Here is a 26,524-nt window from a genome sequence, read left to right as displayed (position 1 = left end):
GATCTAGATGACCGGCAGGATGCCGGTGCTGATGCAGTTGCGGTAGAAGATTCGTGCAAAGGATACGGCAACGACCACCTGCACCCCGGCGCCGCGTATGGCGATGGGGGCGTGTTCGCGTGATGACCCGCACCCGAAGTTTCTGCCCGCAGCGATGATGTCTCCTTCTGCTGCCTCTTTTGCAAATGCGTCCCGTGTGCCTTCGAAGGCATGGGCTGCCAGTTCTTTCGGGTCATAGAGGGTGAGGTAGCGGCCCGGGATGATGGCATCCGTGTCGATGTCATCGCCGAATTTCCAGGTAGCCATATTATGCCACCTCCCGCGGGTCGGTGATTGCCCCTTTGATGGCACTTGCTGCAGCAGTGGCCGGTGAACAGAGGTAGACCTCTGCCTCTGTGCTTCCCTGTCTGCCGCGGAAGTTGCGGTTTGAGGTGGAGAGGGAGACTTCGCCCGGTGCGAGGATGCCGAACGCCCCGCCCATGCACGGGCCGCAGCAGGGTGCCTCAACCATGCCGCCCGCCTCCACAAAGGTCTCGATGAGGCCTGCTCTGAGTGCCTTCAGGTATTCGGTCTTTGAGGCGGGGACAATGATGACACGGATGCCGGGAGCAAACTTCCGGTCGCCTAACACCTCTGCAGCCTCGGCAAGGTCTTCATACCGGCCGTTGGTGCATGACCCGATGAAGACCTGGTCCACCGGTGTGCCCTCATATTTTGTCACATCTCCGACATTGTCCACATTGTGGGGGGCCGCGATCTGCGGGACGAGGTCTGCTGCGTCATACTCACGTTCCAGCACATATGTGGCGTCATCATCCGGGGCCAGGTCAAACCATCCGCCGTCCATGCGCCCGCTGCAGTAGGCACGGGTCACCTCGTCCGGTGCGACGATGCCTGCCTTGCCGCCCATCTCAATGGCCATATTACAGCAGGTCATCCGGCCGGGGACAGACATTTCTGATATGGTGTCGCCGGTGAATTCCACTGCCTTGTAGGTGGCGCCGTCCACCGTGAGGTCCCCTACCATCGAAAGAATGAGGTCTTTCGGGCCGACACGGTGCTGGAATCTGCCGGTTGTGGTGAGTTTCAGACTCTCGGGAACCCGGAAGTGGAGGGCGCCGTACTTCATCGCAAAGCCCATGTCCGTTGACCCGATGCCGGTTGCAAAGGCGCCGATGGCCCCGTAGGTGCAGGTGTGGGAGTCACCGCCGACGACGATGTCGCCCGGACGAACACGTCCCTTCTCGACTGCCACCTGGTGGCAGACACCCTCGTGGATATCGTAGTTTAAAATTCCCTGTTCGGCAGCAAATGCCCGCATAAATTTCTGGTTCTCTGCTGCAGGAATGGAGTCGGCCGGGACCTGGTGGTCAAAGAGCATAATGATCTTTGCCGGGTCAAAGACCGTTGTCCCGTCCATCTCGCGGAACTTCTTGATTGCAAGCGGTCCCGTGATGTCATGGATCATCGCTGCATCGATGGGGGCTATCATGACATCACCTGCTGAGATCTTTGTTCCGCATCTGCGGGAGAAGATCTTCTCTGTGATTGTTGCTGCCATTGGCTATTCCATTACTCTGTCTGGTATTTGATAGTAATCAACCATCTGTGCCATACCTGCACCATTTAAATATCTGGTGCACCTGTGTGGCTGGTCTGGTGCATGGTTGTGTGACGGGGCGCAGTGCCTGAAATCGGTATGAACTCAACAGGGAAATACCGTCTGATTGATGGGAGAGTGAATCCAATACCTGCATGCGATCGGATGATGCACAGCAATGCGGGTATGGTATATACAGCAGTGCATGTGGCAGATATGCAACGCAACTGTTCATAACGGGGGGGCCTGAATATGATACAAAAGAGAACACATCTGACGGCGGCGAGGGGACATGCCGCCTGTCTTGGTATACTGGTATGTGCGATGGTATGTGGTGTGATGGCTGCGGGGTGTTCCTCGCTTCCCGTCAATACTACCCTGCCATCGTTTGAAGAGGATATTGTGATCACCACCGGAGCCGAAACGGTCGGGCGGAATTTTGCCTCCTGTCCGGTCACGATTGAGAATAAGGGGATTTTGTCAGTAGCCGATATCCACCTGCAGGCAGACTTACTGGATGTGACCGGCGGAGGCGAAACGATACTTGCCTCACAGGAGATCGATGCCGGTTCATATGATCCGGGAGAGGTCAGGACCGTGAATGTGGATTTTAAACTCATCAAGCTCACGGGGAAGGATGTCCGCATCAGGGTAACCCGGATGGAGTGACCGGGGACAACTATCCCATCCATTTTCGGAAACACTAAAATTGTTGCAGAATAAATAGATTGAGGCACAGGCAGCAACGTTGCTGTTTCTGTATAAAAACACCCCCGTGGTGTAGCGGTCAATCATACCAGCCTTTGGAGCTGGTTACGGCGGTTCGAATCCGCCCGGGGGTATACTCATTTTTACGTTTGAATATCATCACTGTCGTCCATATGGAGGTGCCGTGCTGCGGTGGTGTGCGGCATGTCGTTGACCGGGCACTGGATCAATCGGGGAAGACGATTCCGGTTATCGAGAAGATGGTTACCATACAGGGTGGGTTGAAGTAGTCTTCTTTCCACCTGTATTTTTTGATGAGGAGGATGTGACACATCGGCCCGGTGATCAGTGATACCGGGAGGCCACACCCGATTTGATCGTAAAATTGAGGATTGTGAAAGGGCCGGCCGATGATGGGGCCAGTCCCGGAGGAGTTGGTCCCGTTTTGTCCAGGCCACCGGTAAGCCCGGATCCAATGATCTTCATTCCGCAGGGTTCCGGATTTTAAAAAAATTCCACACCCCTGCCTCTGATATCAGTCATCAGGGCCCGGAGGTGGCGGAGTGATTCCCCTCTTTTTCATTTCCGCTTCAAGTTCTTCGTCTGACAGATCATCGAGCTTCTTCCCGGTAGCCTGCTCAATCTCTGCTTTGTTCTTTGTGCTGAGCATGGCAGACATGGCTATCCAGCGCCTTCGGGTCCGGCGTCTTGCTCCACCCCGACCCAGCGATCCAAGTCCCATAAATATCATCCCTCCCGTTTCTTCTCCGGATTATCCGGCTGTTTGTTTTTCTCTTACTCCTCGAGTTTTGCCGCCTCAACCGCTGCTGCAAGCTCTGCACCAACCATCATAAGCGATTCCGGGGTTACAATACCCTGCGCAATGGGTATCGCGCCGGCATCAATGAATGCTTCTTTTAATTTAATTGCCCAGAGGTGTTCAAAGAGCATAATTCCGGCAGCGCTGTTATTGGGAATGGCGTCGGCAATTTCCATGATGTCCCCATCCGTGATGCCATAATCGTGTTCGGCAACTGCAAGGGCGCCAGCCTCGATGCCCGCTTTCATTCCTTCTTTTCCTGCTGCACCGAGACCAATGAGACCACCTACCACGGCACCGAACCGGATCTGTTCTTCTTCAGAGAGATCGGTTGCTTCCAGTGCTGCAATATCTCCATTCTCATCCTTCCAGACGAACTGCAGATCAATCAGTCTGATCAGTCCCTTTTCTCTGACCAGCCGGAGCTCTTCGAGTATTTTTCCATGAAATTCGGGTTCTTCAAACCCAACTGCTACCAGGTGCATTGGACCATATGTCATTGTTTTCCCTTCCTGTTATGTTGGGAATAATGGTATTCCCGCGTGGAAGGTGGCACTTGTGGTATTTATGCTAGCGCCCGGCTAAGACACAGGATTTTTCGCAGCTATCTGGTATTACCTGTGTTTTTTTGTCCTTTTTTCTGGTGGCGAATCATCTGATGTCATTCATGGGATGTCTCTTTCGAAGGTTCCGGGGTTTTTTGTAACGATGACTTCCGCCGCTACATATATCTCCTGCGGCGCAGATCACACAGTATCCACATGACAGGGAAAGGGGAGAACAGAAAAGTGGACAAACCAGACCTTGAAGATACCCTGATAACAGAGATCATGCAGACAGATTTTGCCCGTGTGCACCCGGAGACGCCGGTTGCCGATATATACCGGTCATTTACCCGGAAGGGGTGTTTCGATATTATCGTCTGTGATGAGGAATGCCGGTTTCTGGGCATCATCACCCGCATGGACCTTCTCTCCAGTATCACCCCCGGTATGGGCATCCGCAGCCGGCGAAGACTGGGTTGCCTCGAGTGCCTGCACAAGAGTGCGGCACGCCATGCCGGTGAACTGATGACCCGCAGCCATGTGACGGTGCCCGATACCGCCACCATTGCAGAGACCCTTGTTGCGATGGAGAAGAACCGGCATCCGGATGTTATTGTGATTGATGGTGATGGTGTTGCCGTAGGTCTGGTGGAGATGTGCGACATTATCCGTTTTCTCGTACAGGAAGGGGAGATCTGATCCAGACCCTCCGCAGGATTTTTCCCACATACACCCGAAAATAACAGGACGAACAGGTGTGCAGATGTGAAAACCCGTTTGGATGAGTGATTGGAAATGGGGGCTGCTCACCCCCTGTGTCCACCCTCTTTGGCCCCCTGTGCTGGTGAATCGGAGGGTAAAACGGACGTGTTTTCTGCTCTTTTTTACTGCCGGAAAAATACGGCTGTAATGCCTTTTATTTGCTAAAATGCCGGTTGATTGCAGACTATTGAGCGGCTGCTATTGGCGGATATTTTGAGAGGACGTATGGGCTGTCTCCGGTTGGGAAAGGGCTTCTCCGGGCTTCTGTGTGGACGTGTTTTTCCGGGGCAAAAAAGCAGGGAAATAAGTATTCTGCCGGACAGAAGGGGCTTTTGCCAGTGATATGCCATCTTCTCCTCTTTTATGGGTGTGCCCGATTTTCCCCCGGGCCCTCTCCCGGGCCGTTTTTTGAATGGTTTTCCCTTCAGGGTGATCCCTTTTCCCCGATTTTTGCCCATACAAACCCCTGTTTCATCAAAAGAGGGGTGAGGATGATCGTGGCAATTACCATCACCGTCACCGCAGAGAAGAGGGCACTCCCGATAACTCCTCCGACAAGGGCTACCTTGGCGACGACGAGGGCAATTTCTCCTCTTGGCGTCATTCCCATGCCGACGAGGAGTGCCTCTGCCCTGGTGAGGAAATGGACGGAGCCGATATAGCCTCCGATGATCTTGCCTGCGATGGCGACCACGATGATGGGAATGATGTAGGGAGAGAGGAAGGTCTCCCATGTGAAACTGAAGAGGAGGCCAACGGATGCAAAGAAGAGCGTCACAAAGAATCCGAACCCAAAGTCCATCAGGCTCTCGAAGAGCAGGCGGTCACGTCTGATCTGGTCTCCGAGGATGAGGCCTGCGATGAACGCACCGATGGAATAGTGCAGTCCTGCCGCGTGTGAGAGCCAGGCACTGCCAAGGGCGAGGATGATGGCAACCGAATAGACCATTTCGTGCGTCTCGGTCTTTCGTGCCCGGTCGAATATAACACGCAGCGCCCGGGGTGCGATGAGGACGAAGAGCACCAGAAACACGATGGCGATGAGTATACCTGCAGACAGGGAATCCCCTGCAAGGGTGGTGCCCTGCATCGCAACCGCAGAGAGGATGCCGAGGAGAAAGATACCGATGATGTCGTCAAGGACAGCGGCGCTCACGATGGCAGTGCCAATGACGGTGTTTAACTGTTTGTAATCGACGAGAATACGGACCGAGACCCCGATGGAGGTGATGGAGAGGGCAATGGCGATGAAGAGTGTCTCCGCCTGCGAGAGGTCCAGGAGGTATCCCAGCAGTATACCGCTCCCGAAAGGGACGAGGACGCCCGCAACTGCCGTTGAGACCGCGACATTTCGTCTCTCCAGAAATGATTTCAGGTTCATCTCCGCGCCGCTGACAAAGAGGAGAGCAATGATGCCGATATCGGCAAAGACCTCAAGCGTCTCGTTCGTCGTCACCCATCCCAGAAGCGAAGGGCCGAGGAGAATGCCTGCGGCAATCTCCCCGATAAGAGCCGGATAGCCCACCCGCTCCACCAGCTCGCCAAAGAGCTTTGCACAGATGAGCAGGAGGAGAATCTGCAGGATGATATCCATTCAATGGACTATCCGTTGTATGGGATAAAAAGTGCTTGGGCACGGAGTGTGCGAAATGATGCGGATGCTGTGTATGGGTATTTTTCCCTTTTCCACAGTATCTCTGTCTTTGGAGTTGTTCGTCATTCTCCTCCCTTCCAAAAGGGTTATTGCTCTTCCCATGCACAATGCCGGAACATGAAGATTTTGACAACCTGTGGTGCGGCAGCCGTCGTCTGTATCCTGATACTGGTGATGTGCACCGGCTGTACCACTGACCAGCAACAGTATACTACCCAACCTGCCGGAACTTCGGGCGAGGAATCCTATGCAACCGTCCTGGATGCGGGAACACTTGATGCACGACTTGAAGAATATCCGGTAGCAACTCTCTCGGCAGCAGAGGAATCAGATCTCCTCTACATGCAGGAAGAGGAGAAACTTGCCCGTGATGTCTATGCTGTCTTCTTTGAGACATGGGGCATGCAGGTCTTCAAAAATATCGGGAAGGCGGAACAGACGCATATGGACAGTGTGACCGTTCTCATCGAACGCTACGGACTGGAGAGTCAGTCTGAATCCTCCGTCACCGCAGGGGTGTTTGCCCATCCCGAACTGCAGGCACTCTACGATGATCTGGTAAAAACAGGTATTCTGTCTCCTGAAGACGCACTTCGTGCCGCCATTCTGGTTGAAGAAACGGATATCGTGGACCTCAGGGATGCAATGAGCCGGACAGATAACGGAGATATCCGCTATGTCTATGAAAATCTAATGCGGGGGTCGGAAAATCACCTGCGTGCCTTTGCAAGAAACCTTGAACAGCAGGGTGAATCGTATACACCAATGGTGCTGACACAGGTCGATTATGATGGGATTGTTTCCACCTCTGTCCGACCGGGAGGATTTTCCTGATCGAGATCATCCGGCTGGCGAAAGATATGCGTCACCGGTGCCTGCATAGAATGGCGGGATAAAATCCAATCCTGGATAAATTCAGGTCAAAAAAAGATCGTGTGATCGTGTGATCCCGACCGGGAAACCCTGACAGGCCGATGCTGGTGCTTACTCAGCCCCTACGAATTCCTGCACCCGGCCGACCTGCCCGTCGGCGAGCCGCACCTTGATGCCGTGCGGATGAAATGAGGAGTTTGTGAGAATCTCTTTTACAATGCCGTCTGTCAGTTTTCCGGTTCTCTGGTCTTTTTTCAGGACAATCCTGACTGTATCTCCAGGGGAGACACAGCGCCTCTGCCTGCCGTCACGTTTCTTATCCATCTTCCTGTCTCCTCAATATGGTATCGTAAAAATCTGTGTCTGCTTTATTTGCGGTAACAGGGGAAAAGGGTGCGGAAGATATTTGGATGTATCATATCAACCCGGAATTAATTCCTGTCTGATACATGGCGGCAAATGACCGGATGCGAGAGAACCATTTGCTACAGTATGTGGATGTAATTCCTATCTTCCCGGCTTTGCATGGCATAGTATTAACTGTGATGCTGTTGAATTAGGCGTGTTGGCTTCTCTGCCTGTCCGGGGGGGATGGCAGGGGAGTCCCGTTATTCCTGTTTGTGCTGTTGTCTGCCATTTTTTCAAAGATGCCTGTTCACTCTGGTATATCTCTTTCCTGATCTGTATCTTCAGTCCGGTACAGGTATCCGGGTTTGCGGCATACCGATGGTCTGAACAGGATTGTTTCTGGTTTACTACTGAAATGCCCGTTATTTAATAACCGTTGGATGATACCGGAGGTATGGTCGTTTTGTTCTGCTCTATTCCGGTCTTCCGACAGATCAAAGTATTAATACTATCCCCTCCCTAGGAATGGTGATGAAGTATGAGAGCTATCAGAGTTCTCTGACCGATGCGAAGATACTCATTGTAGAGGATGAGGTCATCATCGCGATGGCTCTCGAAGACTCTATCCATGACTTCGGCTATCTGGTTGCAGGAAGGGCAACGACAGGGCAGCGGGCAATCGATCTTGCCATGGAGACACAACCGGATCTGGCCCTCATTGACATCCATCTGAATGGTGAGATGGATGGCATTGAAGCGGCAGAAAAGATATCCAGGCGCCTGAAGATACCGGTGATATTTCTCACTGCCTACTCAGATGAGGAGACGCTCTCGCGTGCGATACGCACGAACCCATATGGCTACCTGATAAAACCGATCCGGCCGCGGGAACTCTATACAACGATTGAGACATCCATCTATAAACACCGGGCAGTCGTGGCAGAGGAGGCCCGTGTCGCCTGCCTCTCTGCGGTGACCACTAAACTGGAAAATCCGGTGGAGCAGGTCAAAGCCAGCCTGAAAGGTCTCACCTCCAGCATACAGAAAGGTACAATGGATCTGGACGATGTGGAGGTCATCCTGCAGGCACAGGTGGATGAACTTGAACGGGTCAGGGTGGATCTTCGCGAACTCAATGATACGATATTCCGGGCCTGAGACCTCTTCTTTGGCATGCCGGTATCACTATATATTTTGAAGGGCCGCAGGGAAAACTACATACAGATATGACGACAGGCAGAACTGATATACTGGCGCATGGGGTTCTGGTGTATGAACCTGCATACCCGCTGAACCTGGACGCCACACTCTCCTGCGGCCAGCTCTTCCGATGGAAAAAAAGAGAGGATACCTGGCAGGGTGTGGCAGACGGCAGAGTCATCAGCCTTTGCGAGAACGGCGGAAGACTCTACTGCACCGGCTGTTCTGAAGCATTTATCATATCTTATCTGCATCTCGACTGCGCCTGTGATGCCATCGTCTCCGGATTCTGCCGTGATGCCCATATCACGGCTGCGGTCCGCCGCATCGGTGGCCTGCGCATTGTCAGGCAGGACCCGTGGGAGTGCCTCATCTCATATATCTGTGCCCAGAATGCGAACATCCCGTTTATCACCCGTATGATAGAGAACCTGTGCCGCGCCGCAGGGAGACCGGTCACAGCACCGGACGAAACGGTCCGGTATGCCTTTCCCACACCGGCCGCCCTTGCCGCCCTTTCTCTCGAAGAGATACGCGTGTGTTCCCTTGGATACCGGGCGCCATATATTTACAAAACCGCTGCAGCCATTGCCGCGGACTCCGGATGGGCCGCCCGCATCCGAAAGCTGCCCTTTGAAGAGGCACGCCGGGCACTGCAGGCCTATCCCGGCATCGGCCCGAAGGTGGCAGACTGCGTGCTGCTCTTTGGCTTCCAGAAGTACGAGTCCTTTCCGGTGGATGTCTGGATCCGGATGATCATGCACCGCCTCTATGGCATTGGCAATCTGGATACTTCCCTTACACCGGCAGAATACGAGCGTATCCGCCGGTTTGCACAGGAGCATTTTGGGCCGTATGCCGGGTATGCACAGGAGTATCTCTTTGCCGTCCGCGAATCCTATGCAGACGAAATATTCTGAGACGAAATCCAAAAAAAGGTATTTATGTGCCTGCTGTCCAGGACTGCATGTAGGTCTTCTGTTCTTCTGACAGTGCGTCGATGGAAACACCCAGGGATGCCAGTTTGAGGTGTGCGACCGTCGCATCAATCTCGTACGGCACTTCATAGACGCCGCCGGTGAGGCTGCCGCCGTTTTTATACATATACTCCGTACAGAGTGCCTGCAGGGCAAAGGAGAGATCCATCACTTCCACCGGGTGACCCATGCCCTTCGTCGTTGCGAGGTTCACCAGCCGCCCTTCTGCAAGCACACTGATGCGGTTGCCGTTCACGAAATAGGTGTCAATGCTGTCCCGTGTCTCTTTCTCTTCTGCATGCTCTTCCAGCCACGGGATATCAATCTCTACGTTGAAGTGGCCGGCGTTTGCAAGAATCGCACCGTCCCTCATCAGCGGGAAGTGCTCGCCGGTGATGATGGAGGTGTTGCCGGTCGTCGTCACAAAAATTTCACCGATGGCCGCCGCCTCTTTCATGGTCATCACGTGGTAGCCGTCCATGTGTGCCTCCAGGGCACGCCGGGGGTCTACTTCGGTGACGATCACCTTGGCACCGAGACCGTGTGCCATCCGTGCCAGTCCGCGGCCGCAGTAGCCGTATCCCGCCACCACAAACCACTTGCCGCCGATGAGGGTGTTGGTGGTGATCATGATGGAGGAGAGCGCGCTCTCGCCTGTGCCGTGGATATTGTCAAAGGAGCGTTTCATCGGTGTGTCGTTCACCGCGATGACCGGGAACTCAAGGGCCCCCTCGTCTGCCATTGCCCGCAGGCGCTGTATACCGGTGGTCGTCTCCTCGCACCCGCCGATGATACTATCGAGGAGATCCCGGCGAAGTGTGTGAATGCGGTGGATGAGGTCCATACCGTCATCGATGGTGATGTTCGGGGACGCATCGAGAACCTTGTCCATTGCGGCATAGTATTCATCCACACTGCAGGCGCGTGCTGCATAGCAGTGCACGCCGGGCACCCTTCCGAGTGCCTGTGCCACATCGTCCTGTGTCGAGAGTGGGTTGCAGCCGGTGATATGCACCTCTGCTCCGCCGGCGGCCATCGTCTCGACAAGAACCGCGGTCTTTGCCTCCACGTGGAGGGCCATACCGACGGTGGCCCCGGCAAGCGGCTGCTCTTCTTCAAACCGCTTGCGAATCTCTGCGAGGACCGGCATGTACTGCCGGGCCCAGCCCATCTTCAGTTCTCCTGAGTCCATGGTCATCTTCACTATCCTGTCAATAGCGTATGTTACGGCGGTTTAAGGGCCTTTTTATCATGCCGAATTCTGACGGTCCGGCAGGCTGAGACACAATAATCATATGCCCCACCTACACACCATCTACTACGATGGCTCTCACAAAACGTATCATTCCCTGTCTGGATTTAAAGGACGGCAGGGTTGTGAAAGGGGTTAATTTTCTTGGCCTGCGGGATGCCGGCGACCCGGTGGAACTGGCCGCCCGGTATAATGAGCAGGGTGCCGATGAGGTGGTATTTCTGGACATCACCGCATCAAAGGAGGCCCGCGGCATCATCATCGATGTGATCGAGCGTGCGGCAGACCAGCTCTTTTTGCCCCTCACGGTCGGCGGCGGCATACGTTCCATCGATGATATCCGGGAGATTCTCCGGGCGGGTGCAGACAAGGTCAGTATCAACACCAGTGCCGTGCAAAACCCTGAACTCATATTAGAAGGAGCCGTGATGTTCGGGTCACAGTGCATTGTTGTCGCAATGGACGTGCGCAAGAATCATGATATGCGTGAGGGTGTGACACCCATCACCATGCCGGACGGGTCGGTTGTATGGTATGAAGTGGTCATATACGGCGGCAGCCACCCGACGGGCATTGACGCGGTGGAATGGGCAAAAGAGGTCGAACGCCGTGGTGCTGGTGAGATTCTCCTGACGTCCATGGAGACAGACGGCGTAAAGCAGGGCTTTGATGTGGCGGTGACCGCGGCCATATCCGACGGGGTCGGCATTCCGGTGATTGCAAGCGGCGGTGTCGGCAGCCTTGAACACTTCTATGACGGCTTTGTGGTCGGCCATGCCGACGCCTGCCTTGCCGCAAGTGTCTTTCACTTCGGCGAGATGACCATAAAAGAGGTAAAAGAATATCTCAGAGAGAGAAACGTGCCTGTACGCATCTGAGATCTATTTCCATTGCACAGACCGGTGCGTCCAGTTCAAAGGCCCGGATGACATCCGGGTTTAATTCCCCGAATACTCCTGCTTTTTTCCCGTCCACGATGATATCGGCCCGGCGTCCGGGAATGAATGCCGGGTCGTCTGACTCCTCTATTTCATACGGGATATGCATCTCCCGCATCAAAGCGTCTGCGCAGGCGTAGATCTCTGAGAAGTCCGCCTCCGTGTGTATGCTCACGGCGGCCACCTTCTGGAAGGTCTCTTCTGTTTCCACGCAGTCACCGATGGCAAAGAGGCGCTGCGGCAGTTCACGGTGGTGGTTGATCTGGAGTGTCTCCACAAGCATCGGGAGGATGTCGGTGCGCAAAATGGTCTGCTCCTCTGATATCGGGTGCTGCAGCCTCAGTACTCCGGGATTTGGTTCGCGCTGCATCGCGGTGTAGAGCACCCGTTCGTTTGTGAGGGTGAAGGGCATCATCTCTAAAAATCCGAGGCCTGCAAGAATCTCACGCACACCGTCCATCATGACCATCACCGGATGTGGTTTCCCCGTGGTGAACGATTCCGGCAATGCGGCATCGAAGTTCTCGAAGCCATAGGAGATTGCCACATCCTCAAAGATGTCCCAGTCATGCATGATGTCAGCCCGGTAGCAGGGCACGGTGACTTTGACCTCATCCTCACTTTCTGCCTCAGCCCCGAACCGCATGGTCCTGAGATGGGCAGCCATCTCCTCTGCGGTGAGGGGTATACCCAGCAGGCGGCGACACTCGTCTGCACTGACGGTGCGGACCGAGGGGGCGAGGGAGGGTATCGGTGTGCCGTCCACTTCGACACTCTCGATGGTGGCACCGGCGTCCGCAAGGGCGGTGCATATGTTGTTGACCGCGGTCATCACGGCCTTCATATCGGTGCCCGTGCAGTCGAGAAGGATATTCTTCGTTGCTGTTGTCACCTTTGTCAGTTCACCGTTGATGATGGGCGGGAAGGAGAGGACATTGTCCTCAGCGTCAGTGATGAGCGGGAAGCGCTCACAGTCCCGTACGAGGTGGGCATAGTCCATGCCCTTTGGGTGGCGCCCGAGGATCTCCTCCAGCGTCATCTCCTCTTCAAAGTCAAGGGGTACGAAGGCACGGTCACGCGGTGCTGCCTGGTAGTAAAACGGCGGTGTGACGGTGTCCATATCATGCACACCAATCGCCACCTTGCCGCGTCCCCGGCCGACCGCCCAGTGCAGGGCTTCCTGCAGGCCCATCAGGCTCTCGATGGCCTCTTCTGTTAACGAGACATTGCGGATGACAGCAGACCCCAGGAAGGGCCTAATCTCTGCCAGGCTGGGATCCACCCTAAAGCTGATGCCGGAGGGGGTGACGGGATAATCATTGATGCCTGTCTTCAGGCCCAGAAATCCCTGCATCGCCCGTGCGACACCTTCGGTGGAGAAGAGATCAGGCCGGTCAGGGAAGAACTCCACATCGATATGGTCCTCTTCGATACGTTCAATGTCGGCACCGATCATCGGCACCCGGTTGATGATGGTCTCACGGTCGGTGCCGGTCAGCGTCTCCAGGTACTCGTAGGGCAGTTTGATGATTGGCATTAGTCTCTCCCTCCCTGCATCATGGGTGTGTCACGTATCCAGTCCACGTCACTCCGGTAGAGCTGGCGCAGGTCACGCAGACCCATCTTCAGCATCGCAACACGGGATACGCCGAGTCCCCAGGCAAGCACCGGGTATTTCACGCCCCACGGGTCGGTGACTTCCTCGCGGAAGATACCTGCCCCGCCGAGTTCAACCCAGCCGAGGCCGTCCACGTAGACCTCCGGTTCGACCGAGGGCTCGGTGTAGGGGAAGTAGGCCGGGCGGAAACGCACGTCCTCGAATCCCATTCTCCCGTAGAACTCCTTTAAAAATCCCATGAGGTGCCGGAATGAGACGTCCTTGTCCATCACGATGCCCTCCAGCTGCTCGAACTCCGGAGTATGGGTGGGGTCGATGGCCTCACGCCGGTAGACTCTCCCGATGCAGAAGGCCTTCACCGGGTCAGCGGGATGATCCTTCAGGTACTGAATTGAGAGGCCGGTGGTATGGGTCCGCAGCACATTGGTCTGTGCCTTGGCAGGCATCCAGGTGCCGCCCCATCCGACGGATGAGGTGGTGCCGCCGTGTTCGTGTATGTCACGGACTGCCTCCCAGTTCTCCGGCAGGGGGGTGGTGCTGTCTAAGTAGAAGGTGTCCTGCATCTCCCGTGCCGGGTGGTCCTGCGGCTGGAAGAGGGCGTCAAAGTTCCAGAACGAACTCTGCACCACATCCCCGTACATCTCAATAAATCCCATCTCAAGGAGCACACTGCGCATCTCGTTGATGAGGCGCTGGTAGGGGTGAATCTTGCCGGGGACGATGCGTTTCGGCAGTTTGTCTACGCTGTAGCGCCGGAGGTTCAGGTCTTTCCAGTCACCTGACAGAATCTGTTCACGGGTGAGGGTGCCTGTCTCCTCTCTCAGGTCAAGGCCTGCTTCGACAAGCGCCTTTCCGGTTTCGGTGATGGCAATCGTGTAGGTGGTGGTCTCGGTCTCTTCTGCCAGACCGCGTTTCACCAGTTCAAGGATACCTTCCCTGCTTGCGGCAGGGTCACGAAGCGCCACTTCATCAGCACCTTCCGGTGCGTCGCCGGTCTTTTTCACCTGCCCTTTCTCGATTGCAACCCAGCCCTTCTTCTTCATCCAGCCGATGGCGATGCGTGAGAGCGGGTGTGCCTGCAGGTCTTTCATGCTGGTTTCATTCCGGAATGAGGTGTAGACCTGCCGTTCAGGCAGACCGAGGGTGGCATACTGCTCTCCTTCTGTCGTGAGGGAGTAGCTGACCGTGACGGTCCGGTCAAGGCTGGCAATGCCCTTGTCGGCACAGAGGTGGGCAAACTGGACCACGGCTGCTGCGGTTGTGTTAAGTTCACCGGCAATCACCTCTGGTGTGGCCTTTTTTATTGCGTTTAAGACCACCATCAGGCGTTTTTCATTATATGTCAGTTCCGCCATTATCGCTCATCCACCTTATGTTCCGCTTCATCCATCCGCTCTTTAAAGTCAGAGAGGAACTCTTTGACCCGTTCGTATGTCGCCTTCTTGCAGGTGCCGCACATCAGTTCACCTGCTTTGCAGGCCCGGCAGATCTCGGTGAGTTCGTCGTCGTCCTCCACCATGTGGAAGAGGTTGAGGAGATAGACCGAGCATTTCTCCGGTTCACCGCCAAGCTTTTTCTGTTCTTCAAGGGTCATCCGGCCGCCGGTGACGGCGCCCATGATCTTCTTTTTGACCGCCTTCTCTGTATCACAGAACCCGATAAAGCTCTCCGGGACACTTGACGACATCTTGCCGCCCTGCAGGCCCTGCATAAAGTAGTGGTATGTGGCAGACGGGGAGTAGAATCCGAATCCGCCGTATTCAATCTCAATGTTGCGGACTGTTGCATCCACTTCAGCGAGGTTGCCGCCTTTGATGTCAACATGCCCCTCGTATTTCTTTGAACCGGGGAATGCCGTATGCACGGCGGCGAGTGCCTCTTCGGGTGCGTTTTTGGAGCGCACACTCACGTACCCGTCCCGCATCTCGACCGTAAAAAAGCGCAGTTTGTGTGCGATGTCACGGGTGAGGCGGATATGGGGGTCCTGGTCAATGCCCACCGGGACGATGGTGGGTGCGGGACCTGCTGCTGCCTGTGGGAAGAGGATGTCTGCGACCTGCGTTGCAACACTCATCGCATGTGCGAGGGCGGTCCCCTGCCCGAAGCCGTATATTGCCTGCAGATCGGAGAAGTTCATCTTTATGGCCGCTTCAAAGGTGAGATCTTTGAGGCGGTTATTGGTGCTCTGGTAGTAGGTCTCTCCCTCATACCCCAGTGCATAGAGACAGGTGAGATATTCCCTGCCGTATTCATTGCATTTGTCCCATGAGATATTGCGCACGGCATGTGCCTCACGGTCGGCGACTGCCACATACCCGTTTCCGCCCTGCTGCACGTGCCAGACCACCTCTTTCATCACCATCAGGTGACCGAGGTGGGGATGCCCGGACGGCATAAACCCGGTCAGCACATGAAAGGGCGTGCCATTATTCATCGCATCCACGATGGGGCGATAGTCACGGTGCCCGATCACAATGCCCCGGCGCATAAATGCCGGGGGGTTGCGGATCTCCGGGAGCATGGGCTCAATAGGTTCGATTCCAAACTCCGTAAAGAGTTTATCCGTGTCGATGGACTGGTTTGCAGACCATGGGTTAATCTCCGACTGCATAGAAACAGATCACTCACAATTTGATTCGTGCAAATTCAACGAATTCAATACCATTTTGTTCGGTACATGCAAAAAGCATCTTCTTTCTCACACTGTGCGCCAGCCTGACTGAACGTGATATCACGCTCATGGGCAGGGACGCATCAGCGGGAAGGGCGTGGACCAGCAGTTCGGAGTGTTTCATTTCTCCAGAGTATACGCGGAAATGGTGGCCGAATTTATAGGCGGTACGGGGGATGTGGCCCTGGGAGCGCAGGTATGTGTAGACCTGTGACTTCTCTTTCCATTCCGCGTCCTCTTTTGGTATGTCCTGCCGGATGGCTTCCCCGTTCTCATCTCCGGTTATGATGAGACACCCTGTGTCAAGCAGGTAGAGGGTCTCCATCGGGGAGAGCATCAGGCGGGTATTGTCAAGTTTTGTACCAAACCACAGGGGGTCAGGAAATGCTGCAGTGTTCTGCGTGATGACGGAATTTCCGGCACGGATTGCGGTGACCGGTGGGATATCCAGTGCCGGGCCTGCTTCCTTCAGGGTTTCGGTCTTCACATCATAGTAGGTGAGTTCGTCTTCGTCATCGACTGCTGCGAGGACAAACTGTTTGCGCATATGCGTCGCTGATTCCACTTCCCCTGCAAGTTCACGGAAGGTGATGAGGTCACGCTCGGAGAGCACGCGGATGAGATAATTTGTTCTCCCTGTGCCGGGTCTCTCTCCCCGCCGGAATACGCGGAAGTCCTGAGGCCCGGGCAGGATCACATAGCCTCTTTCCCGCATATCCCGGTAGACCAGAAACCGCCGCATAAACCCGGGCAGGGCTGAGAATTCTGTGATGAGTGACTCAAAACTCTCGCCCTCTACTGTGATCTTCTTTTTCAGTACCAGATACAGGGCCTCTTCCGGAGATAGGCTGAGCCCGTCTGCTGTCTTCCGGCCATACCCGCTCTGGTCATACAGGGTATCTCCGTCCTTTCCGAGCACCACTGTGGTGCCGTCCCGTCTCGCCTTCACTGTCAGTAAAATTGGGGATGCTATCTTAAATAACTGGGCAGGGAGGCATGCATGTGATCTGCCCCTCCTGCTGCCCGCCTCTTATTCTCCTGCTATTCTTCGGGCACATGCAATATTCCCCTGATCGTTTCGGCGTTTGTCCACCGGTGTCTCACAGATAAAGGGGAGGCCCTGCAGCGCCGGGTGGGTGACCACCGACCGGATGCCTTCCATGCCGATCTTCCCGAGGTCGATATGTTCATGGCGGTCACGCCTGCCATCGAGTTCAGATGTGGTGTCGTTGAGGTGGATGACCTTCAGGTGCGAGAGACCAATCACTGCGTCAAAGTGTCTGACGACAGCGTCTGTGGTCTCCGCTGTCCTGAGGTCATAACCTGCTGCAAATCCGTGGCAGGTGTCAAAACAGACGCCGACCGGCCCGTGCCTGCCCACCCCTTCCATGATGACGGCGATCTCCTCAAAGGTGGTGCCGATGCTGTTCTTCGTACCCGCCGTATTTTCGAGGAGAATCATCACCTCTCCTTCAGAGGCTGCTGCTCCCTTTCCGATGGCTGTTATTGCCCGTTGGCGTGCCTCGGCAGCGTCGCTGCCAAGACTGCTGCCCAGATGGGTGACAAGGTAGGGGATGCCCAGCATGCGGCAGCGCTCCACCTCTCCTGCAATCGCAGCAACGGACTTATCCCAGACTTCCGGCCGGGGCGAGGCGGGGTTGGGAAGGTAGGGCATGTGCGCCACCACCGGGGCGATGTCGCTCTCTCTGACGGCCAGCCGGAAGGCTTCTGCGTCCTCTGTTGTCAGGGGTTTTACCTTCCAGCCGCGGGGGTTGCGGGTGAATATCTGGAAGGTGGTGCAGGTCCGTTCCTGTGCACGGGATACAGCCTTTTCCAGTGATCCTGCGATGGAGACATGGCATCCGATATTGATCATGGCTGTCAGAGATGGATCTGTATTTCGGGTGTAAAAAGGGATGGCATGCCGGCCGGGGGATGGGGGGGGATGCAGGTGGTTAGCGGCATGTCCCATACGTGAGCCGGCGGAGTGTGGAGATAATCGCGGCACCGACCTCTGCGGTGGATGCCTTTCCGCCGGTATCAGGTGTCATGATGCCTGCCTCTGCCGTCAGGCGGATGGCTTCTTCGATGAGGGCTGCCCCGCGTGCATCCCCCTGGTGGTGCAGGAGCATCGCCGCTGACCGGACGGCGGCGACCGGGTTTGCGATGCCCTGCCCCGCAATATCCGGGGCACTCCCGTGGACGGGTTCAAAGAGTGCGTGCCGGTCACCGATGTTTGCACTGGGAAGCATGCCCAGCCCCCCCACCAGATAGGCGGCCGCATCAGAGAGGATGTCACCGAAGATGTTGGTGGTGACGATGACATCATAACGGTCCGGGTGCATGAGGACGTCCAGTGTCAGGGCGTCAATGAATGCGGTCGTGTACAGGACACCCTCCTCTTCTGCTGTTTTGATGCAGATGTCACGGAAGAATACATCCGATTTGATGACGTTTGCCTTGTTCCCGATGGTCAGGTGGTTTCTGCGTTCCCGTGCAATACGGCAGGCGGCCCGTGCAATCCGTTCGCTCCCCTTTCTGGTGATGACCCGCAGGGTTGAGGCCCGGTCTTCCTCCTGCCATTCAATGCCGGAGTAGAGGCCTTCGGTATTCTCCCGCACGACCATGATGTCCACTCCCTTCCCCCGGACGGGCCGGAGGTTGGCATAGAGGTCCAGTTCCTTTCGAATCTGTAACACGACACTGCGGTAATCGGCCGCAGGCGGGGTGGTCACGGCCCCGAAGAGGATGGCATCCGCGTCACGGAGGAGGGAGATGTCATCTGCCGTGCATGCCTCCCCCGTCTTCTTCCATTTTCCGTAGCCAACTTCCACCGGATAGCATTCATACTCCGGGTGGAGGAGTGCAAGGACGTCACGAGCCACCGGGATGACTTCCTGTCCGATGCCGTCCCCTTCGACGACTGCAATTGTGGTCATTTACTTATTTTCCTCCGTTTCCATCTCCTTCTCCATCTGTCTCTTCTTCCAGCCTGCACAGACGGTAAAGACCGCCTCTGCGATGATCCGTGGGGTTGCCCCCCAGTGGACGACCGCACCGTAGTATCCGTCATGGGCGCCAATGCCAGTCCGTTCAGACCGGCAGCAGCGTGCGATGAAGGGTTCTTGTGCCACCTGGTTTGCGGGGCAGATGTCAGTGACAGAGAATGCTGTCTCCTTTCCATAACATTCGGCAAGCACCTGCCTGCCCGTCAGGCATCCTGCGACCGTCTCATCGCCCCGCAGACGGTCATTGTCAATCGTGCGGGAGAATCCTGCCGCCCGGCAGGGATATACCTCTGCTTCTGTCTTTCGGATGTCTGCGATATGATAACTGAACTGCACGCCGCACTCCCCGAAGAGGCCGGTCTCTTCAAGGTCGCGGATGATATGGGCGAGATTCGGGCGGGGCGGTTCTGCGTCATAGACATGAATGGTGAGGATTTCCTCATCCGACGGGTCACAGACAAAGGTCATGTGCTCGTCAGACCCGGTAAAGACTGTGCAGCGTTTTCCGGTCTGCTGTGCCCGCCGGATGAGGTCCGGGCGGTTGTGGAGGTTCACCTTTTCGGGGTACATGCCTATGTCCGCCTCTCCTGCCAGCAGGCGGGAGGACCGAATCTCCCTGAGCATGGAGCTCCCGTCTTCCGTTTCCACCTCCAGCACTTCATAACCGGTTTCCGTCCGGCGGACGAGGTAGCGTGAGAGGAAGTAGACTTTATTCCCGGCAGGTCTGCCGTCAGCATACCCGATGGTCTTGCACTCTTCCGGGAAGATCATCGGTTCCTCCAGTAAGGAACGAGGCCGCCTGCAGCGAGAATATCCTGCATCCTGTCGGAGAGGGGGCGGATCGGATGGCGCACCCCGCCTGTTTCCACCCAGCCCTCCTCCAGCGAGATGGTGACCATGCTGCCATCATGGCAGGTGATACCATCACACTCGATGACCGGCAGACCGACATTAATGGCATTGCGAAAGAAGATTCGGGCAAAGGAAGGGGCGATGACGGCGATGGCACCCGCCTCCCGTATCGCAACCGGTGCCTGTTCCCGTGACGACCCGCAGCCCATATTATTGCCTGCCACAAGGACTGCGCCCTTCAGCCGGGGGGCAAGCGTTGGGTCAAGGTCTTCGAAGACATGCTCGGCCCAGACCGAGGTCTCCTTCGTCCGGAGGTAGCGGCCGGCGATGACAAGGTCGGTGTCGATGTCTTTTCCTATGCAGACGGCAGGGCCCGAGAGGGTCATAGAGCACCCTCCGGCGAAGTTATTTCGCCTGAAAGCGCACTCACCGCGGCCGTAGCCACCGACCCGAGATAATATTCCGCCCCGACGCCCATCCGGTTTTTGAAGTTCCGGTTGGCAGTCGAGAGGGCTGTCTCCCCCTCCCCGAGGACGCCCATGTGCATCCCGAGGCAGGGTCCGCAGCCCGGCGGGCCGACCATACATCCGGCAGCGATGATCTCTGCGAGGATGCCGGTCTCTGCTGCCTGCTGCATGATGGCACGGGACGCTGGCACAACGATGGTCCGGCATGCCACCTGCCCTCCACGGACGATGCGGGCGAAGCGTTCCAGATCCTCATACCGGCCGTTCGTGCAGGTGCCGACAAAGACCTGATCAAGGGGCGTGCCTGCATACTCGGTGACCGGGGCCACGGTATCCACCCGGTGCGGAACCGAGAGGACGGGTTCCATGTCTGCCAGATCAATGTGGAGTTCACGGCAGTAGGTGGCGTCCTCCGGTTCCTGTCGTTCGACGTTGTGGCCGTAGCGGGCGAGGTATGCCTGTGTTGTCCTGTCGGCGTAGAAGAGACCTGTTTTTGCGCCGCATTCCACGGCCATGTTGCAGAGGGTGAGCCGGCCCGCCATTGAAAGTGCGGCGGCCCCGTCGCCGGTGTATTCCAGCGCACGGTAGGTGCCGCCGTCCATGCCGATGCGGCCGGTGACCGTGAGGACGATATCCTTTGCCTCGCACCATGCGGGGAGGTGGCCGGTGAGTTCGATATTAATCGTATCGGGGACGCGGAACCAGGTGCTCCCCTCTGCCCAGATGGCCGCCATGTCGGTTGCACCCACGCCGGTGGAGAAGGCGCCAAAGGCACCGGTTGTGCAGGAATGGGAGTCTGCGCCCACGACCACTTCTCCGGGCAGCACACGCCCTTCGCTCATCAGCTGGTGGCAGATGCCGCCGCCGACGTCAGTGAAGGCAAAGCCTGCGGCAGCGGCAAATTCCCGCAGCTCCTTCTGGAGTGTGGCCGTCTGTGAGGTGTTTGCCGGTGCCAGATGGTCGTAGATGATGGAGACCGTCTCCGGGCGGGCCGGTGTTGGGACACCCATCCTCCGGAATGCCTCCATTGCCAGCACACCGGTGCCGTCGTGGGCAAAGGCCCGGTCCACTTCACGGTCCACGTAGGTGCCCGCGGATCCGCCGAGGATACGTTCTGAAAGAGTGCTCATGCTTCACCCCGGTCCTGTGCCTCACGCAGGAGGTTCATGAGGATCTCGTCTGTTATACTGCATTTCCTTTCAGAGATCTCCTTGACCCGGCAGAGTACCCAGTGCACCTGTGCGGGGGAGAGTGTACACCCCTTCGAGGCGATCACATGTTCGATGGCCTTTTTGCCGGTATGTTTGCCGAGGATATACCGGCGCTCTCTGCCCACCGTCTCCGGGTGAAGGTATTCATAGGTATCCGGATCCTCAAGCATCGCTGCGATGTGGATGCCGCTTTCGTGGGAGAAGGCATTCTTCCCGACGACAGGTTTGGTGTCCATCATCCGGATGCCGCTGAACTCTTCAACCATTGCAGAAAGTTTAGGAAGACAGGTAAGGTCATAGCGCTCCACGCCCCCTTTCAGCCGCAGGAGGGCGAGCACCTCTTCGAGCCGGGCGTTGCCGGTCCGTTCCCCGATGCCGTTTACGGTGGTGTGCAGCTGAAATGCTCCGTACTCTGCTGCAGTGATGGTGTTTGCGGTGGCGCACCCAAGGTCGTTGTGGCAGTGGATGGCAAGCTTGTTCGGTATGTTGCTGCCTGTCTGCTCCATGAACCGCATCATATCAACCGGCGTCAGGCACCCGAGAGTATCGGCAAACCCGGAATACTCTGCCCCATGCTCCGCGCCTGCCGCATACATCTTCCGCAGAAAGGCGGGGTCTGTGCGGGATCCGTCCTCTGCTGCGAAACGGACACGAAGCCCGTGGTCATGAGCATAGTCAACCATCCCGAGGGCCCGTTCCAGCATCTCATCAGGAGCGCACCGGTATTTTATCTTCATGTGCAGGTCAGATGTCGCAAAAAAGATGCTTACGAGATCCACCCCGCAGCCGATGGCCGCATCAATATCACCGGGGACGGCCCGTGCAAGGCAGCAGATGCGGGCGTCAAGCCCCATTCTGCAGATCTCCTGTACGCACCGGCACTCATTCTCTGATACCACCGGAAAACCGGCCTCAATGACCTCCACCCCGGTTTCATCCAGAAGTGAGGCGATTGCCATCTTCTCTTCACAGGTGAATGACACGCCCGGTGTCTGTTCACCATCACGGAGTGTTACATCACAGATCTCAACATTCCACGGTTTCATGGTCTTCTCCCTCGGGGCATTTGCCCCTGATAATTACACATTTCAGCCGGTCTTCCGGCAGCAGTGCGGCCCGGATGGCCGCAACGTCAGCGGCATCCACCATCACCGGTGCAGCCCAGCTGATATAGGGTAGGATATCCGGTGCCGCCTGTTTTCCGGTCATCCCCAGGACGCCGTTTTCCACAATCACGACAAGGACGGGCAGTCTCTTTTCACGGATGTCTGCAAGGGCACTCAGCCCTGAGTGCATCAGAGCATAGTCGCCCATCAGCGCTACCCCGGTGCTTTTGGCTGCCACCGCCGGGGCAGATCCCAGTCCGTATCCGGCAGTGCCCACTTCCCAGGGTGGATTTTTGGAGAGGAGGCCGCAGCCGATGTCTAAGACGGGATGCATTCCCGTCTCCCGCATCACCCGCAGGAGGGGGATATACGGACAACTCCTGCAGAAGGTGCGGGCAAACCCGCGTGACTGCATCGTCTCCGGCGCACCGGCCGGAGAAGACACGGTTGAACAGGACGGCACGCTGCCCTGATGCGGCGGGTAGACGAGTGCGGGAATGGTGCTCTCCTGCGCCCACCGCACCATCTCTTCGCGCCTGCATTCTGCCGTCTCTGTCCGGCCCCGCATTGTCAGTGACGAATCAGCGATGATCCCTTTTTGCTGGTTTCGTGCCGGCGGGGTGCCGGTCGTCTCTGCTGCAAGGACTGCGGGCGTCACCCGCACCAGTGCGATGCGGGAGAAGCGTTCAGAGGCCCGGAATGCCGTTTCTGCCACTGTGGCAAGATCATCTGCCTCCGGGGCGAATACGGGTATCTCTGCGACCCTCCCGATACAGCGGGAGTCCTGCGCATTCTGTGACCCGCGGACTTCGGTATCATCCCCGACGACGATGACCAGTCCCCCGGAGATTCCCTGCACGGCGGCATTCATCAGGGGGTCCATGCAGGCGTTCAGGCCGACGTTCTTGAGGATGACACAGGCCCGCCGCCCGGAGACGGCATCCCCGAGTGCGTACTCGAGCGCCACCTTCTCGTTAACGGTGCAGACCGCCCCGCAGGCTTCTCCCAGGGAGGTGACAGGATAGCCCGGCACCGTGTAGAAGCAGTCAGCCGCCGCCCGGAGTGCTATGGCGAGGCATGCCTCTCCTGTTTCATCTTGCTGCAGGGCGGGGTTCATACATCCCTCCCGGCCACGAGATCACATCCGCCGCAGAGGCTGCACATGGTCTTTGCCTGTGTGGGGTCAAGCTCCGCTTTTGTTAGTTCTTTTTTTGCAAACACTGCCATCCTGAGAATGCGTTCTGCCGGTGGGCGGGTAAGCCCCGGCAGGCTGGGTGTGGGGGCGAGAGGCCGGATGACCGGGATCACGCCGATGTCGGTGAGGCGGCGGATGCATGCCTCCATCTCGGTGTCCGTCTCCCCCAGACCGAGAATGACATTGGAGAATACCCTGTTTCTGCCGAATATGTCTACAGACTCTTTTAGTATCGCCCACGTGCCTGCGTAGTCAAGGCCGGGGCACATATTTTGGAAGAGAGCAGGTGTCGCCGCTTCGATATTGAACTTCACCTCGCAGGCACCGGCGTCTTTGAGCCGCTGCGGTGTGCCGGGCAGAGGATAGATGGAGACGCCCACCGGGATGCCGAAGCCTGCCACCGCATGGGCCACGGTGATGGCTCTCGCCTCATCCTCCTCCACTGATCCTATCACCCCGCTGGTGAGCGATATTGCATCAATATCATCTGCCACCTCTGCAATCATTGCGCAAACCTCCTCTGTCGTTTTGATGCGTTTGGGCAGGGTTGGCACCGCACAGTAGCGGCAGGAGAAGATACACCCCTCCGAGAGGGTGATGTAGGCCTGCCGGGGGCAGTGGTATACGGCCTCTTCAATGCGGCCGCAGACGTCAATCTCCGGTCCGGTGAGGCGTGCACTGCCGTCTGCATCTGCGGTCAGTGTCAGAGAGGACTGTTCATCAACGGCAAGCCGGATACGGCCATGAGGTGTCGTAAAAAAGATGGATCCACTGCCGCCTGCCCCCGGGCCTGCGGTAGACTGTTCCGGGTGGAACCGGCAGGTCCCTGTCAGGCGCACGGTTCCGCAGGCAAGGATCCGGGCTTTCAGTGCTCCCCAGTGCATATTGACAGTGCCTCATTGTAGCGGGTTGCAAACGGGATGGCCGCTGCAGCACCGATGATGCCCCGCCCGTTCAGGCGGCATTCGATATGCTCACGAATGGCATTGAGGTCATCGCGTGTGACCTCGCCGCGTTTCACCTGCCATCCATATTCGGTGAGGGGTGCCGGGGAAAACCCGCGGAAGACCGCCATGCCGGTCTCATCCGAGAGGGTATAACGGCGGAGCAGTTCCTCGAATGCGTTCACCAGCTGTTCCGGTTCTGATGTGGCAAACTCACATGCCACGCCCACGCAGTTTTTGGTCCGGTAGGGCACCGGGAAGAGCTGGACAATGGTATGGGAGATATAGCGGGTCTCCGGGGTCTGCACCGCTTCAGCGATGTTGTGTGCCAGTGTCCATGTGGCCCCCTCCTCCGGGGTATCGGTGTCGTCCACCCCGATGATGACCCGTTCACGCCGGGGCAGCCAGATTTGGGCACCCGCCTCACGCCCGCCGCCACAGGGGTCGCTCTTCGACCGGATGACGCCTGCTGCTGCTGCACGGCAGACGGTGGCACCCACACCGCCGCCGCCCACGCCGCGGTAGGTGATGCCTATCTCATCGCCGGTGACTTCCACAGCGGCAATCCCTGCCGGGAAGTAAGATCCTTCCAGCGGGAGGTCTGCCTCCCCTGCAGAGAGCAGGAAGCGCTGGGTGTTGCCGATTACCCGGACCGACTGCACCAGAGGGCTCTTCTGGTAATTGTGGCCGGCCCACATCGCCCCGCCGGTGCAGGCAAACTCTTCGATGAGTTCTACTGTGGTGCCGTCTTCATCTGCGACTGCGCAGATCTCCGGGTAGCGGATTGTATATGGGTCAGAGATGTTCGCCATACAACCCGGCCGCTTCAATGCCTTTGTTTGCCCAGAGCACTGCACCGAGTGCCCCTATTCTGCCCTTCCCCGCGCAGGTGTCGATATAGGTGATGCCAAGGCGTTTCGCCTCTGCTTCACATTCCTCCTGGTTTAAGACCTCGGTCTTTACTTTCGTCTGGTAGGCTGACTCTTCCGGAAGGCCGATGCCGCGGTACACGGCAATGCCGGTGTCATCACTGACAGAGTTCTTCTGGATGAAGTCACGCACATAGGTGAGCAGTTCTTCAATTTTATCCGGGCGGACCGCGAAATTCAGGGCCGAACCGACGCAGTTTGTCGTCTTGTCCGGGACCTTTGGGTTCAGCTGGATGAGGCGCATATTCAGATACTCCACACCTTCAACCGGGCATGCCTCGGCACACTGGCTTGCAAGCACCCATGTGGCCCCCTCCTCTTTGGTATCCGTGTCATCGATGCCGATGGTCACCTTCTCATAGCGGGGGGTGATGATCCGTGACCGGCTGAGGTGGGCACCGCCTATCTTCAGGTCATCTTCAGATTCATATTCTGTCCGGATGACGCCCGGTGCCTGCGGTAGGCATGCTGCAACACCGACGCCGGCGCCTGCAATGCCTGCCCAGGATGTGGCGACCTCGTCACCGCATATCTCCACACCTTCGAGTGCCTGACCGCCAAGTTCCTTGTCAGCCGGGCCGAAGCGGGCGGGATAGTGGCCGATTTTTGCCTGCATGGTCATCGATGTGCCTTCGACCGTGATGCCGATGACAGCCCCGCCGGCACGCTTCCGGTTCATTACATCCCATTCAATGGACCCACGGCACCGGCATTCCTCGAGGATCTCTGCCCGTCCTGCGTCTTCGTCAACCATTACCAGCAGGCGCTGTGAAAAGAGGCGCCCGAACCGTTTCTGTATCTCGTCAGGTGTGAATACTATCATATATGCTTGTCACCGAAATTTTC

The 26,524-nt window shown here is 57.0% G+C and carries 27 protein-coding genes, 1 tRNA gene and 1 pseudogene; 8 read left to right on the top strand and 21 right to left on the bottom strand.

What is annotated here, in order from left to right:
* Positions 1 to 6: 6 nt before the first annotated feature.
* Positions 7 to 306: pseudogene (locus MKMG_RS02950) on the bottom strand (3-isopropylmalate dehydratase); the annotation flags it as partial.
* A 1-nt stretch (position 307) separates the two neighbouring features.
* On the bottom strand, positions 308 to 1,561 hold the full coding sequence (locus MKMG_RS02945; protein ID WP_165075369.1) for a 3-isopropylmalate dehydratase large subunit: 1,254 nt from the start codon (positions 1,559 to 1,561) through the stop codon (positions 308 to 310).
* A gap of 291 nt (positions 1,562 to 1,852) precedes the next feature.
* Here MKMG_RS02945 and MKMG_RS02940 point away from each other — a divergent pair, with 291 nt between their 5' ends.
* The 3 genes from MKMG_RS02940 to MKMG_RS02930 all read left to right on the top strand — a co-directional run bounded on the left by MKMG_RS02940 (position 1,853) and on the right by MKMG_RS02930 (position 2,598).
* Positions 1,853 to 2,269, top strand: coding sequence for a DUF4382 domain-containing protein (locus MKMG_RS02940; protein WP_165075366.1), 417 nt, complete (start codon positions 1,853 to 1,855; stop codon positions 2,267 to 2,269).
* A 100-nt stretch (positions 2,270 to 2,369) separates the two neighbouring features.
* A tRNA-Gln gene (locus tag MKMG_RS02935) sits at positions 2,370 to 2,442 on the top strand.
* Positions 2,443 to 2,457: 15 nt separating this feature from the next.
* A complete protein-coding gene (locus tag MKMG_RS02930) occupies positions 2,458 to 2,598 on the top strand; it encodes a hypothetical protein (protein WP_254059064.1) in 141 nt (46 codons plus the stop codon).
* 245 nt (positions 2,599 to 2,843) lie between these two features.
* Here the strand turns inward: MKMG_RS02930 and MKMG_RS02925 are convergent, their stop codons facing one another.
* A complete protein-coding gene (locus tag MKMG_RS02925; protein ID WP_165075364.1) occupies positions 2,844 to 3,050 on the bottom strand; it encodes a hypothetical protein in 207 nt (68 codons plus the stop codon).
* Between the two features lie 53 nt (positions 3,051 to 3,103).
* Positions 3,104 to 3,628 (bottom strand): DUF1269 domain-containing protein, encoded by a 525-nt coding sequence (locus MKMG_RS02920; protein ID WP_216842864.1) that lies wholly within the window; start codon positions 3,626 to 3,628, stop codon positions 3,104 to 3,106.
* Positions 3,629 to 3,889: 261 nt separating this feature from the next.
* Here MKMG_RS02920 and MKMG_RS02915 point away from each other — a divergent pair, with 261 nt between their 5' ends.
* Positions 3,890 to 4,372: a CBS domain-containing protein gene (locus MKMG_RS02915; protein ID WP_165075362.1), complete on the top strand. Its 483-nt coding sequence runs from the start codon at positions 3,890 to 3,892 to the stop codon at positions 4,370 to 4,372.
* Positions 4,373 to 4,859: 487 nt separating this feature from the next.
* Here the strand turns inward: MKMG_RS02915 and MKMG_RS02910 are convergent, their stop codons facing one another.
* Positions 4,860 to 6,029 carry a cation:proton antiporter gene (locus MKMG_RS02910; RefSeq protein WP_165075360.1) on the bottom strand — a complete coding sequence of 390 codons (1,170 nt, stop codon included), beginning with the start codon at positions 6,027 to 6,029 and terminating at the stop codon, positions 4,860 to 4,862.
* 177 nt (positions 6,030 to 6,206) lie between these two features.
* Between MKMG_RS02910 and MKMG_RS02905 the strand changes: the two genes are divergently transcribed.
* Positions 6,207 to 6,923 carry a DUF2202 domain-containing protein gene (locus MKMG_RS02905; RefSeq protein WP_165075358.1) on the top strand — a complete coding sequence of 239 codons (717 nt, stop codon included), beginning with the start codon at positions 6,207 to 6,209 and terminating at the stop codon, positions 6,921 to 6,923.
* 150 nt (positions 6,924 to 7,073) lie between these two features.
* Here MKMG_RS02905 and MKMG_RS02900 read toward each other — a convergent pair whose 3' ends face one another.
* On the bottom strand, positions 7,074 to 7,286 hold the full coding sequence (locus MKMG_RS02900; RefSeq protein WP_165075356.1) for a YwbE family protein: 213 nt from the start codon (positions 7,284 to 7,286) through the stop codon (positions 7,074 to 7,076).
* 555 nt (positions 7,287 to 7,841) lie between these two features.
* On the opposite strand from MKMG_RS02900, the gene MKMG_RS02895 reads away from it, so the two are divergent.
* Positions 7,842 to 8,468 (top strand): response regulator, encoded by a 627-nt coding sequence (locus MKMG_RS02895; protein ID WP_165075354.1) that lies wholly within the window; start codon positions 7,842 to 7,844, stop codon positions 8,466 to 8,468.
* Positions 8,469 to 8,536: 68 nt separating this feature from the next.
* On the top strand, positions 8,537 to 9,430 hold the full coding sequence (locus tag MKMG_RS02890) for a DNA glycosylase (protein WP_165075352.1): 894 nt from the start codon (positions 8,537 to 8,539) through the stop codon (positions 9,428 to 9,430).
* Between the two features lie 22 nt (positions 9,431 to 9,452).
* Here MKMG_RS02890 and MKMG_RS02885 read toward each other — a convergent pair whose 3' ends face one another.
* Positions 9,453 to 10,679, bottom strand: a complete 1,227-nt coding sequence (locus tag MKMG_RS02885) for an adenosylhomocysteinase (RefSeq protein WP_165075377.1) — start codon at positions 10,677 to 10,679, stop codon at positions 9,453 to 9,455.
* 131 nt (positions 10,680 to 10,810) lie between these two features.
* Between MKMG_RS02885 and hisF the strand changes: the two genes are divergently transcribed.
* Positions 10,811 to 11,617 carry an imidazole glycerol phosphate synthase subunit HisF gene (hisF, locus tag MKMG_RS02880; protein WP_165075350.1) on the top strand — a complete coding sequence of 269 codons (807 nt, stop codon included), beginning with the start codon at positions 10,811 to 10,813 and terminating at the stop codon, positions 11,615 to 11,617.
* Here the strand turns inward: hisF and pheT are convergent.
* The 14 genes from pheT to MKMG_RS02810 all read right to left on the bottom strand — a co-directional run bounded on the left by pheT (position 11,586) and on the right by MKMG_RS02810 (position 26,501).
* Positions 11,586 to 13,214: a phenylalanine--tRNA ligase subunit beta gene (gene pheT / locus MKMG_RS02875; protein ID WP_165075348.1), complete on the bottom strand. Its 1,629-nt coding sequence runs from the start codon at positions 13,212 to 13,214 to the stop codon at positions 11,586 to 11,588. The two genes, hisF and pheT, sit on opposite strands and share 32 nt — an antisense overlap.
* Positions 13,214 to 14,650 (bottom strand): phenylalanine--tRNA ligase subunit alpha, encoded by a 1,437-nt coding sequence (locus tag MKMG_RS02870; protein ID WP_165075346.1) that lies wholly within the window; start codon positions 14,648 to 14,650, stop codon positions 13,214 to 13,216. Before MKMG_RS02870 ends, pheT begins: the two co-directional genes overlap by 1 nt.
* Positions 14,650 to 15,906 carry a tryptophan--tRNA ligase gene (locus MKMG_RS02865; protein ID WP_165075344.1) on the bottom strand — a complete coding sequence of 419 codons (1,257 nt, stop codon included), beginning with the start codon at positions 15,904 to 15,906 and terminating at the stop codon, positions 14,650 to 14,652. The genes MKMG_RS02870 and MKMG_RS02865 overlap by 1 nt, the downstream gene beginning before the upstream one ends.
* 13 nt (positions 15,907 to 15,919) lie before the next feature.
* On the bottom strand, positions 15,920 to 16,915 hold the full coding sequence (endA, locus tag MKMG_RS02860) for a tRNA-intron lyase (protein WP_165075341.1): 996 nt from the start codon (positions 16,913 to 16,915) through the stop codon (positions 15,920 to 15,922).
* An 81-nt stretch (positions 16,916 to 16,996) separates the two neighbouring features.
* Complete coding sequence (locus MKMG_RS02855; RefSeq protein WP_165075339.1) at positions 16,997 to 17,842, bottom strand: deoxyribonuclease IV; 846 nt, start codon at positions 17,840 to 17,842, stop codon at positions 16,997 to 16,999.
* Between the two features lie 79 nt (positions 17,843 to 17,921).
* On the bottom strand, positions 17,922 to 18,905 hold the full coding sequence (locus MKMG_RS02850; protein WP_165075337.1) for an isocitrate/isopropylmalate dehydrogenase family protein: 984 nt from the start codon (positions 18,903 to 18,905) through the stop codon (positions 17,922 to 17,924).
* The gene (locus tag MKMG_RS02845) at positions 18,906 to 19,745 is read right to left on the bottom strand and encodes a hypothetical protein (protein ID WP_165075335.1); all 840 of its coding nucleotides are present in this window, start codon (positions 19,743 to 19,745) and stop codon (positions 18,906 to 18,908) included.
* The gene (locus MKMG_RS02840) at positions 19,742 to 20,212 is read right to left on the bottom strand and encodes a 3-isopropylmalate dehydratase (protein WP_165075333.1); all 471 of its coding nucleotides are present in this window, start codon (positions 20,210 to 20,212) and stop codon (positions 19,742 to 19,744) included. The genes MKMG_RS02845 and MKMG_RS02840 overlap by 4 nt, the downstream gene beginning before the upstream one ends.
* Positions 20,209 to 21,423, bottom strand: a complete 1,215-nt coding sequence (locus MKMG_RS02835; RefSeq protein WP_165075331.1) for an aconitase/3-isopropylmalate dehydratase large subunit family protein — start codon at positions 21,421 to 21,423, stop codon at positions 20,209 to 20,211. The genes MKMG_RS02840 and MKMG_RS02835 overlap by 4 nt, the downstream gene beginning before the upstream one ends.
* Entirely contained in the window at positions 21,420 to 22,550 is a 1,131-nt protein-coding gene (locus MKMG_RS02830; RefSeq protein ID WP_165075329.1) for a homocitrate synthase family protein, read from the bottom strand. The genes MKMG_RS02835 and MKMG_RS02830 overlap by 4 nt, the downstream gene beginning before the upstream one ends.
* Positions 22,531 to 23,727, bottom strand: coding sequence for a thiamine pyrophosphate-dependent enzyme (locus MKMG_RS02825; RefSeq protein WP_165075327.1), 1,197 nt, complete (start codon positions 23,725 to 23,727; stop codon positions 22,531 to 22,533). The genes MKMG_RS02830 and MKMG_RS02825 overlap by 20 nt, the downstream gene beginning before the upstream one ends.
* Entirely contained in the window at positions 23,724 to 24,689 is a 966-nt protein-coding gene (locus tag MKMG_RS02820; protein ID WP_165075325.1) for a radical SAM protein, read from the bottom strand. Before MKMG_RS02820 ends, MKMG_RS02825 begins: the two co-directional genes overlap by 4 nt.
* The gene (gene mmp11 / locus MKMG_RS02815) at positions 24,671 to 25,561 is read right to left on the bottom strand and encodes a methanogenesis marker protein 11 (RefSeq protein ID WP_165075323.1); all 891 of its coding nucleotides are present in this window, start codon (positions 25,559 to 25,561) and stop codon (positions 24,671 to 24,673) included. Before mmp11 ends, MKMG_RS02820 begins: the two co-directional genes overlap by 19 nt.
* Complete coding sequence (locus tag MKMG_RS02810; RefSeq protein ID WP_165075321.1) at positions 25,545 to 26,501, bottom strand: DUF1743 domain-containing protein; 957 nt, start codon at positions 26,499 to 26,501, stop codon at positions 25,545 to 25,547. Before MKMG_RS02810 ends, mmp11 begins: the two co-directional genes overlap by 17 nt.
* Between the last annotated feature and the right edge of the window lie 23 nt (positions 26,502 to 26,524).

Origin of the sequence: Methanogenium sp. MK-MG, assembly GCF_009914725.1 — an archaeon.
In the GTDB taxonomy this organism is placed as follows: Archaea; Halobacteriota; Methanomicrobia; order Methanomicrobiales; family Methanomicrobiaceae; genus Methanogenium.
Note: the sequence above shows the minus strand (reverse complement) of the source record. Positions and strands in the feature narration are given on the sequence as shown.

Bases quoted from the DNA above. Each gene is read 5' to 3' on its own strand.
- MKMG_RS02940 (WP_165075366.1), top strand. From the start codon at position 1,853: ATGATACAAAAGAGAACACATCTGACGGCGGCGAGGGGACATGCCGCC.
- MKMG_RS02845 (WP_165075335.1), bottom strand. From the start codon at position 19,745: ATGATCTTCCCGGAAGAGTGCAAGACCATCGGGTATGCTGACGGCAGA.
- MKMG_RS02920 (WP_216842864.1), bottom strand. From the start codon at position 3,628: ATGACATATGGTCCAATGCACCTGGTAGCAGTTGGGTTTGAAGAACCC.
- MKMG_RS02885 (WP_165075377.1), bottom strand. From the start codon at position 10,679: ATGGACTCAGGAGAACTGAAGATGGGCTGGGCCCGGCAGTACATGCCG.
- MKMG_RS02895 (WP_165075354.1), top strand. From the start codon at position 7,842: ATGAAGTATGAGAGCTATCAGAGTTCTCTGACCGATGCGAAGATACTC.
- MKMG_RS02825 (WP_165075327.1), bottom strand. From the start codon at position 23,727: ATGAACCCCGCCCTGCAGCAAGATGAAACAGGAGAGGCATGCCTCGCC.
- MKMG_RS02865 (WP_165075344.1), bottom strand. From the start codon at position 15,906: ATGCAGTCGGAGATTAACCCATGGTCTGCAAACCAGTCCATCGACACG.
- MKMG_RS02900 (WP_165075356.1), bottom strand. From the start codon at position 7,286: ATGGATAAGAAACGTGACGGCAGGCAGAGGCGCTGTGTCTCCCCTGGA.
- MKMG_RS02945 (WP_165075369.1), bottom strand. From the start codon at position 1,561: ATGGCAGCAACAATCACAGAGAAGATCTTCTCCCGCAGATGCGGAACA.
- MKMG_RS02840 (WP_165075333.1), bottom strand. From the start codon at position 20,212: ATGACCCTCTCGGGCCCTGCCGTCTGCATAGGAAAAGACATCGACACC.
- MKMG_RS02855 (WP_165075339.1), bottom strand. From the start codon at position 17,842: ATGATCAATATCGGATGCCATGTCTCCATCGCAGGATCACTGGAAAAG.
- MKMG_RS02830 (WP_165075329.1), bottom strand. From the start codon at position 22,550: ATGAAACCGTGGAATGTTGAGATCTGTGATGTAACACTCCGTGATGGT.
- MKMG_RS02870 (WP_165075346.1), bottom strand. From the start codon at position 14,650: ATGGCGGAACTGACATATAATGAAAAACGCCTGATGGTGGTCTTAAAC.
- MKMG_RS02905 (WP_165075358.1), top strand. From the start codon at position 6,207: ATGAAGATTTTGACAACCTGTGGTGCGGCAGCCGTCGTCTGTATCCTG.
- MKMG_RS02850 (WP_165075337.1), bottom strand. From the start codon at position 18,905: ATGACCACAATTGCAGTCGTCGAAGGGGACGGCATCGGACAGGAAGTC.
- MKMG_RS02915 (WP_165075362.1), top strand. From the start codon at position 3,890: ATGACAGGGAAAGGGGAGAACAGAAAAGTGGACAAACCAGACCTTGAA.
- MKMG_RS02820 (WP_165075325.1), bottom strand. From the start codon at position 24,689: ATGCACTGGGGAGCACTGAAAGCCCGGATCCTTGCCTGCGGAACCGTG.
- MKMG_RS02835 (WP_165075331.1), bottom strand. From the start codon at position 21,423: ATGAGCACTCTTTCAGAACGTATCCTCGGCGGATCCGCGGGCACCTAC.
- MKMG_RS02890 (WP_165075352.1), top strand. From the start codon at position 8,537: ATGACGACAGGCAGAACTGATATACTGGCGCATGGGGTTCTGGTGTAT.
- MKMG_RS02910 (WP_165075360.1), bottom strand. From the start codon at position 6,029: ATGGATATCATCCTGCAGATTCTCCTCCTGCTCATCTGTGCAAAGCTC.
- MKMG_RS02925 (WP_165075364.1), bottom strand. From the start codon at position 3,050: ATGGGACTTGGATCGCTGGGTCGGGGTGGAGCAAGACGCCGGACCCGA.
- pheT (WP_165075348.1), bottom strand. From the start codon at position 13,214: ATGCCAATCATCAAACTGCCCTACGAGTACCTGGAGACGCTGACCGGC.
- hisF (WP_165075350.1), top strand. From the start codon at position 10,811: ATGGCTCTCACAAAACGTATCATTCCCTGTCTGGATTTAAAGGACGGC.
- mmp11 (WP_165075323.1), bottom strand. From the start codon at position 25,561: ATGGCGAACATCTCTGACCCATATACAATCCGCTACCCGGAGATCTGC.
- MKMG_RS02810 (WP_165075321.1), bottom strand. From the start codon at position 26,501: ATGATAGTATTCACACCTGACGAGATACAGAAACGGTTCGGGCGCCTC.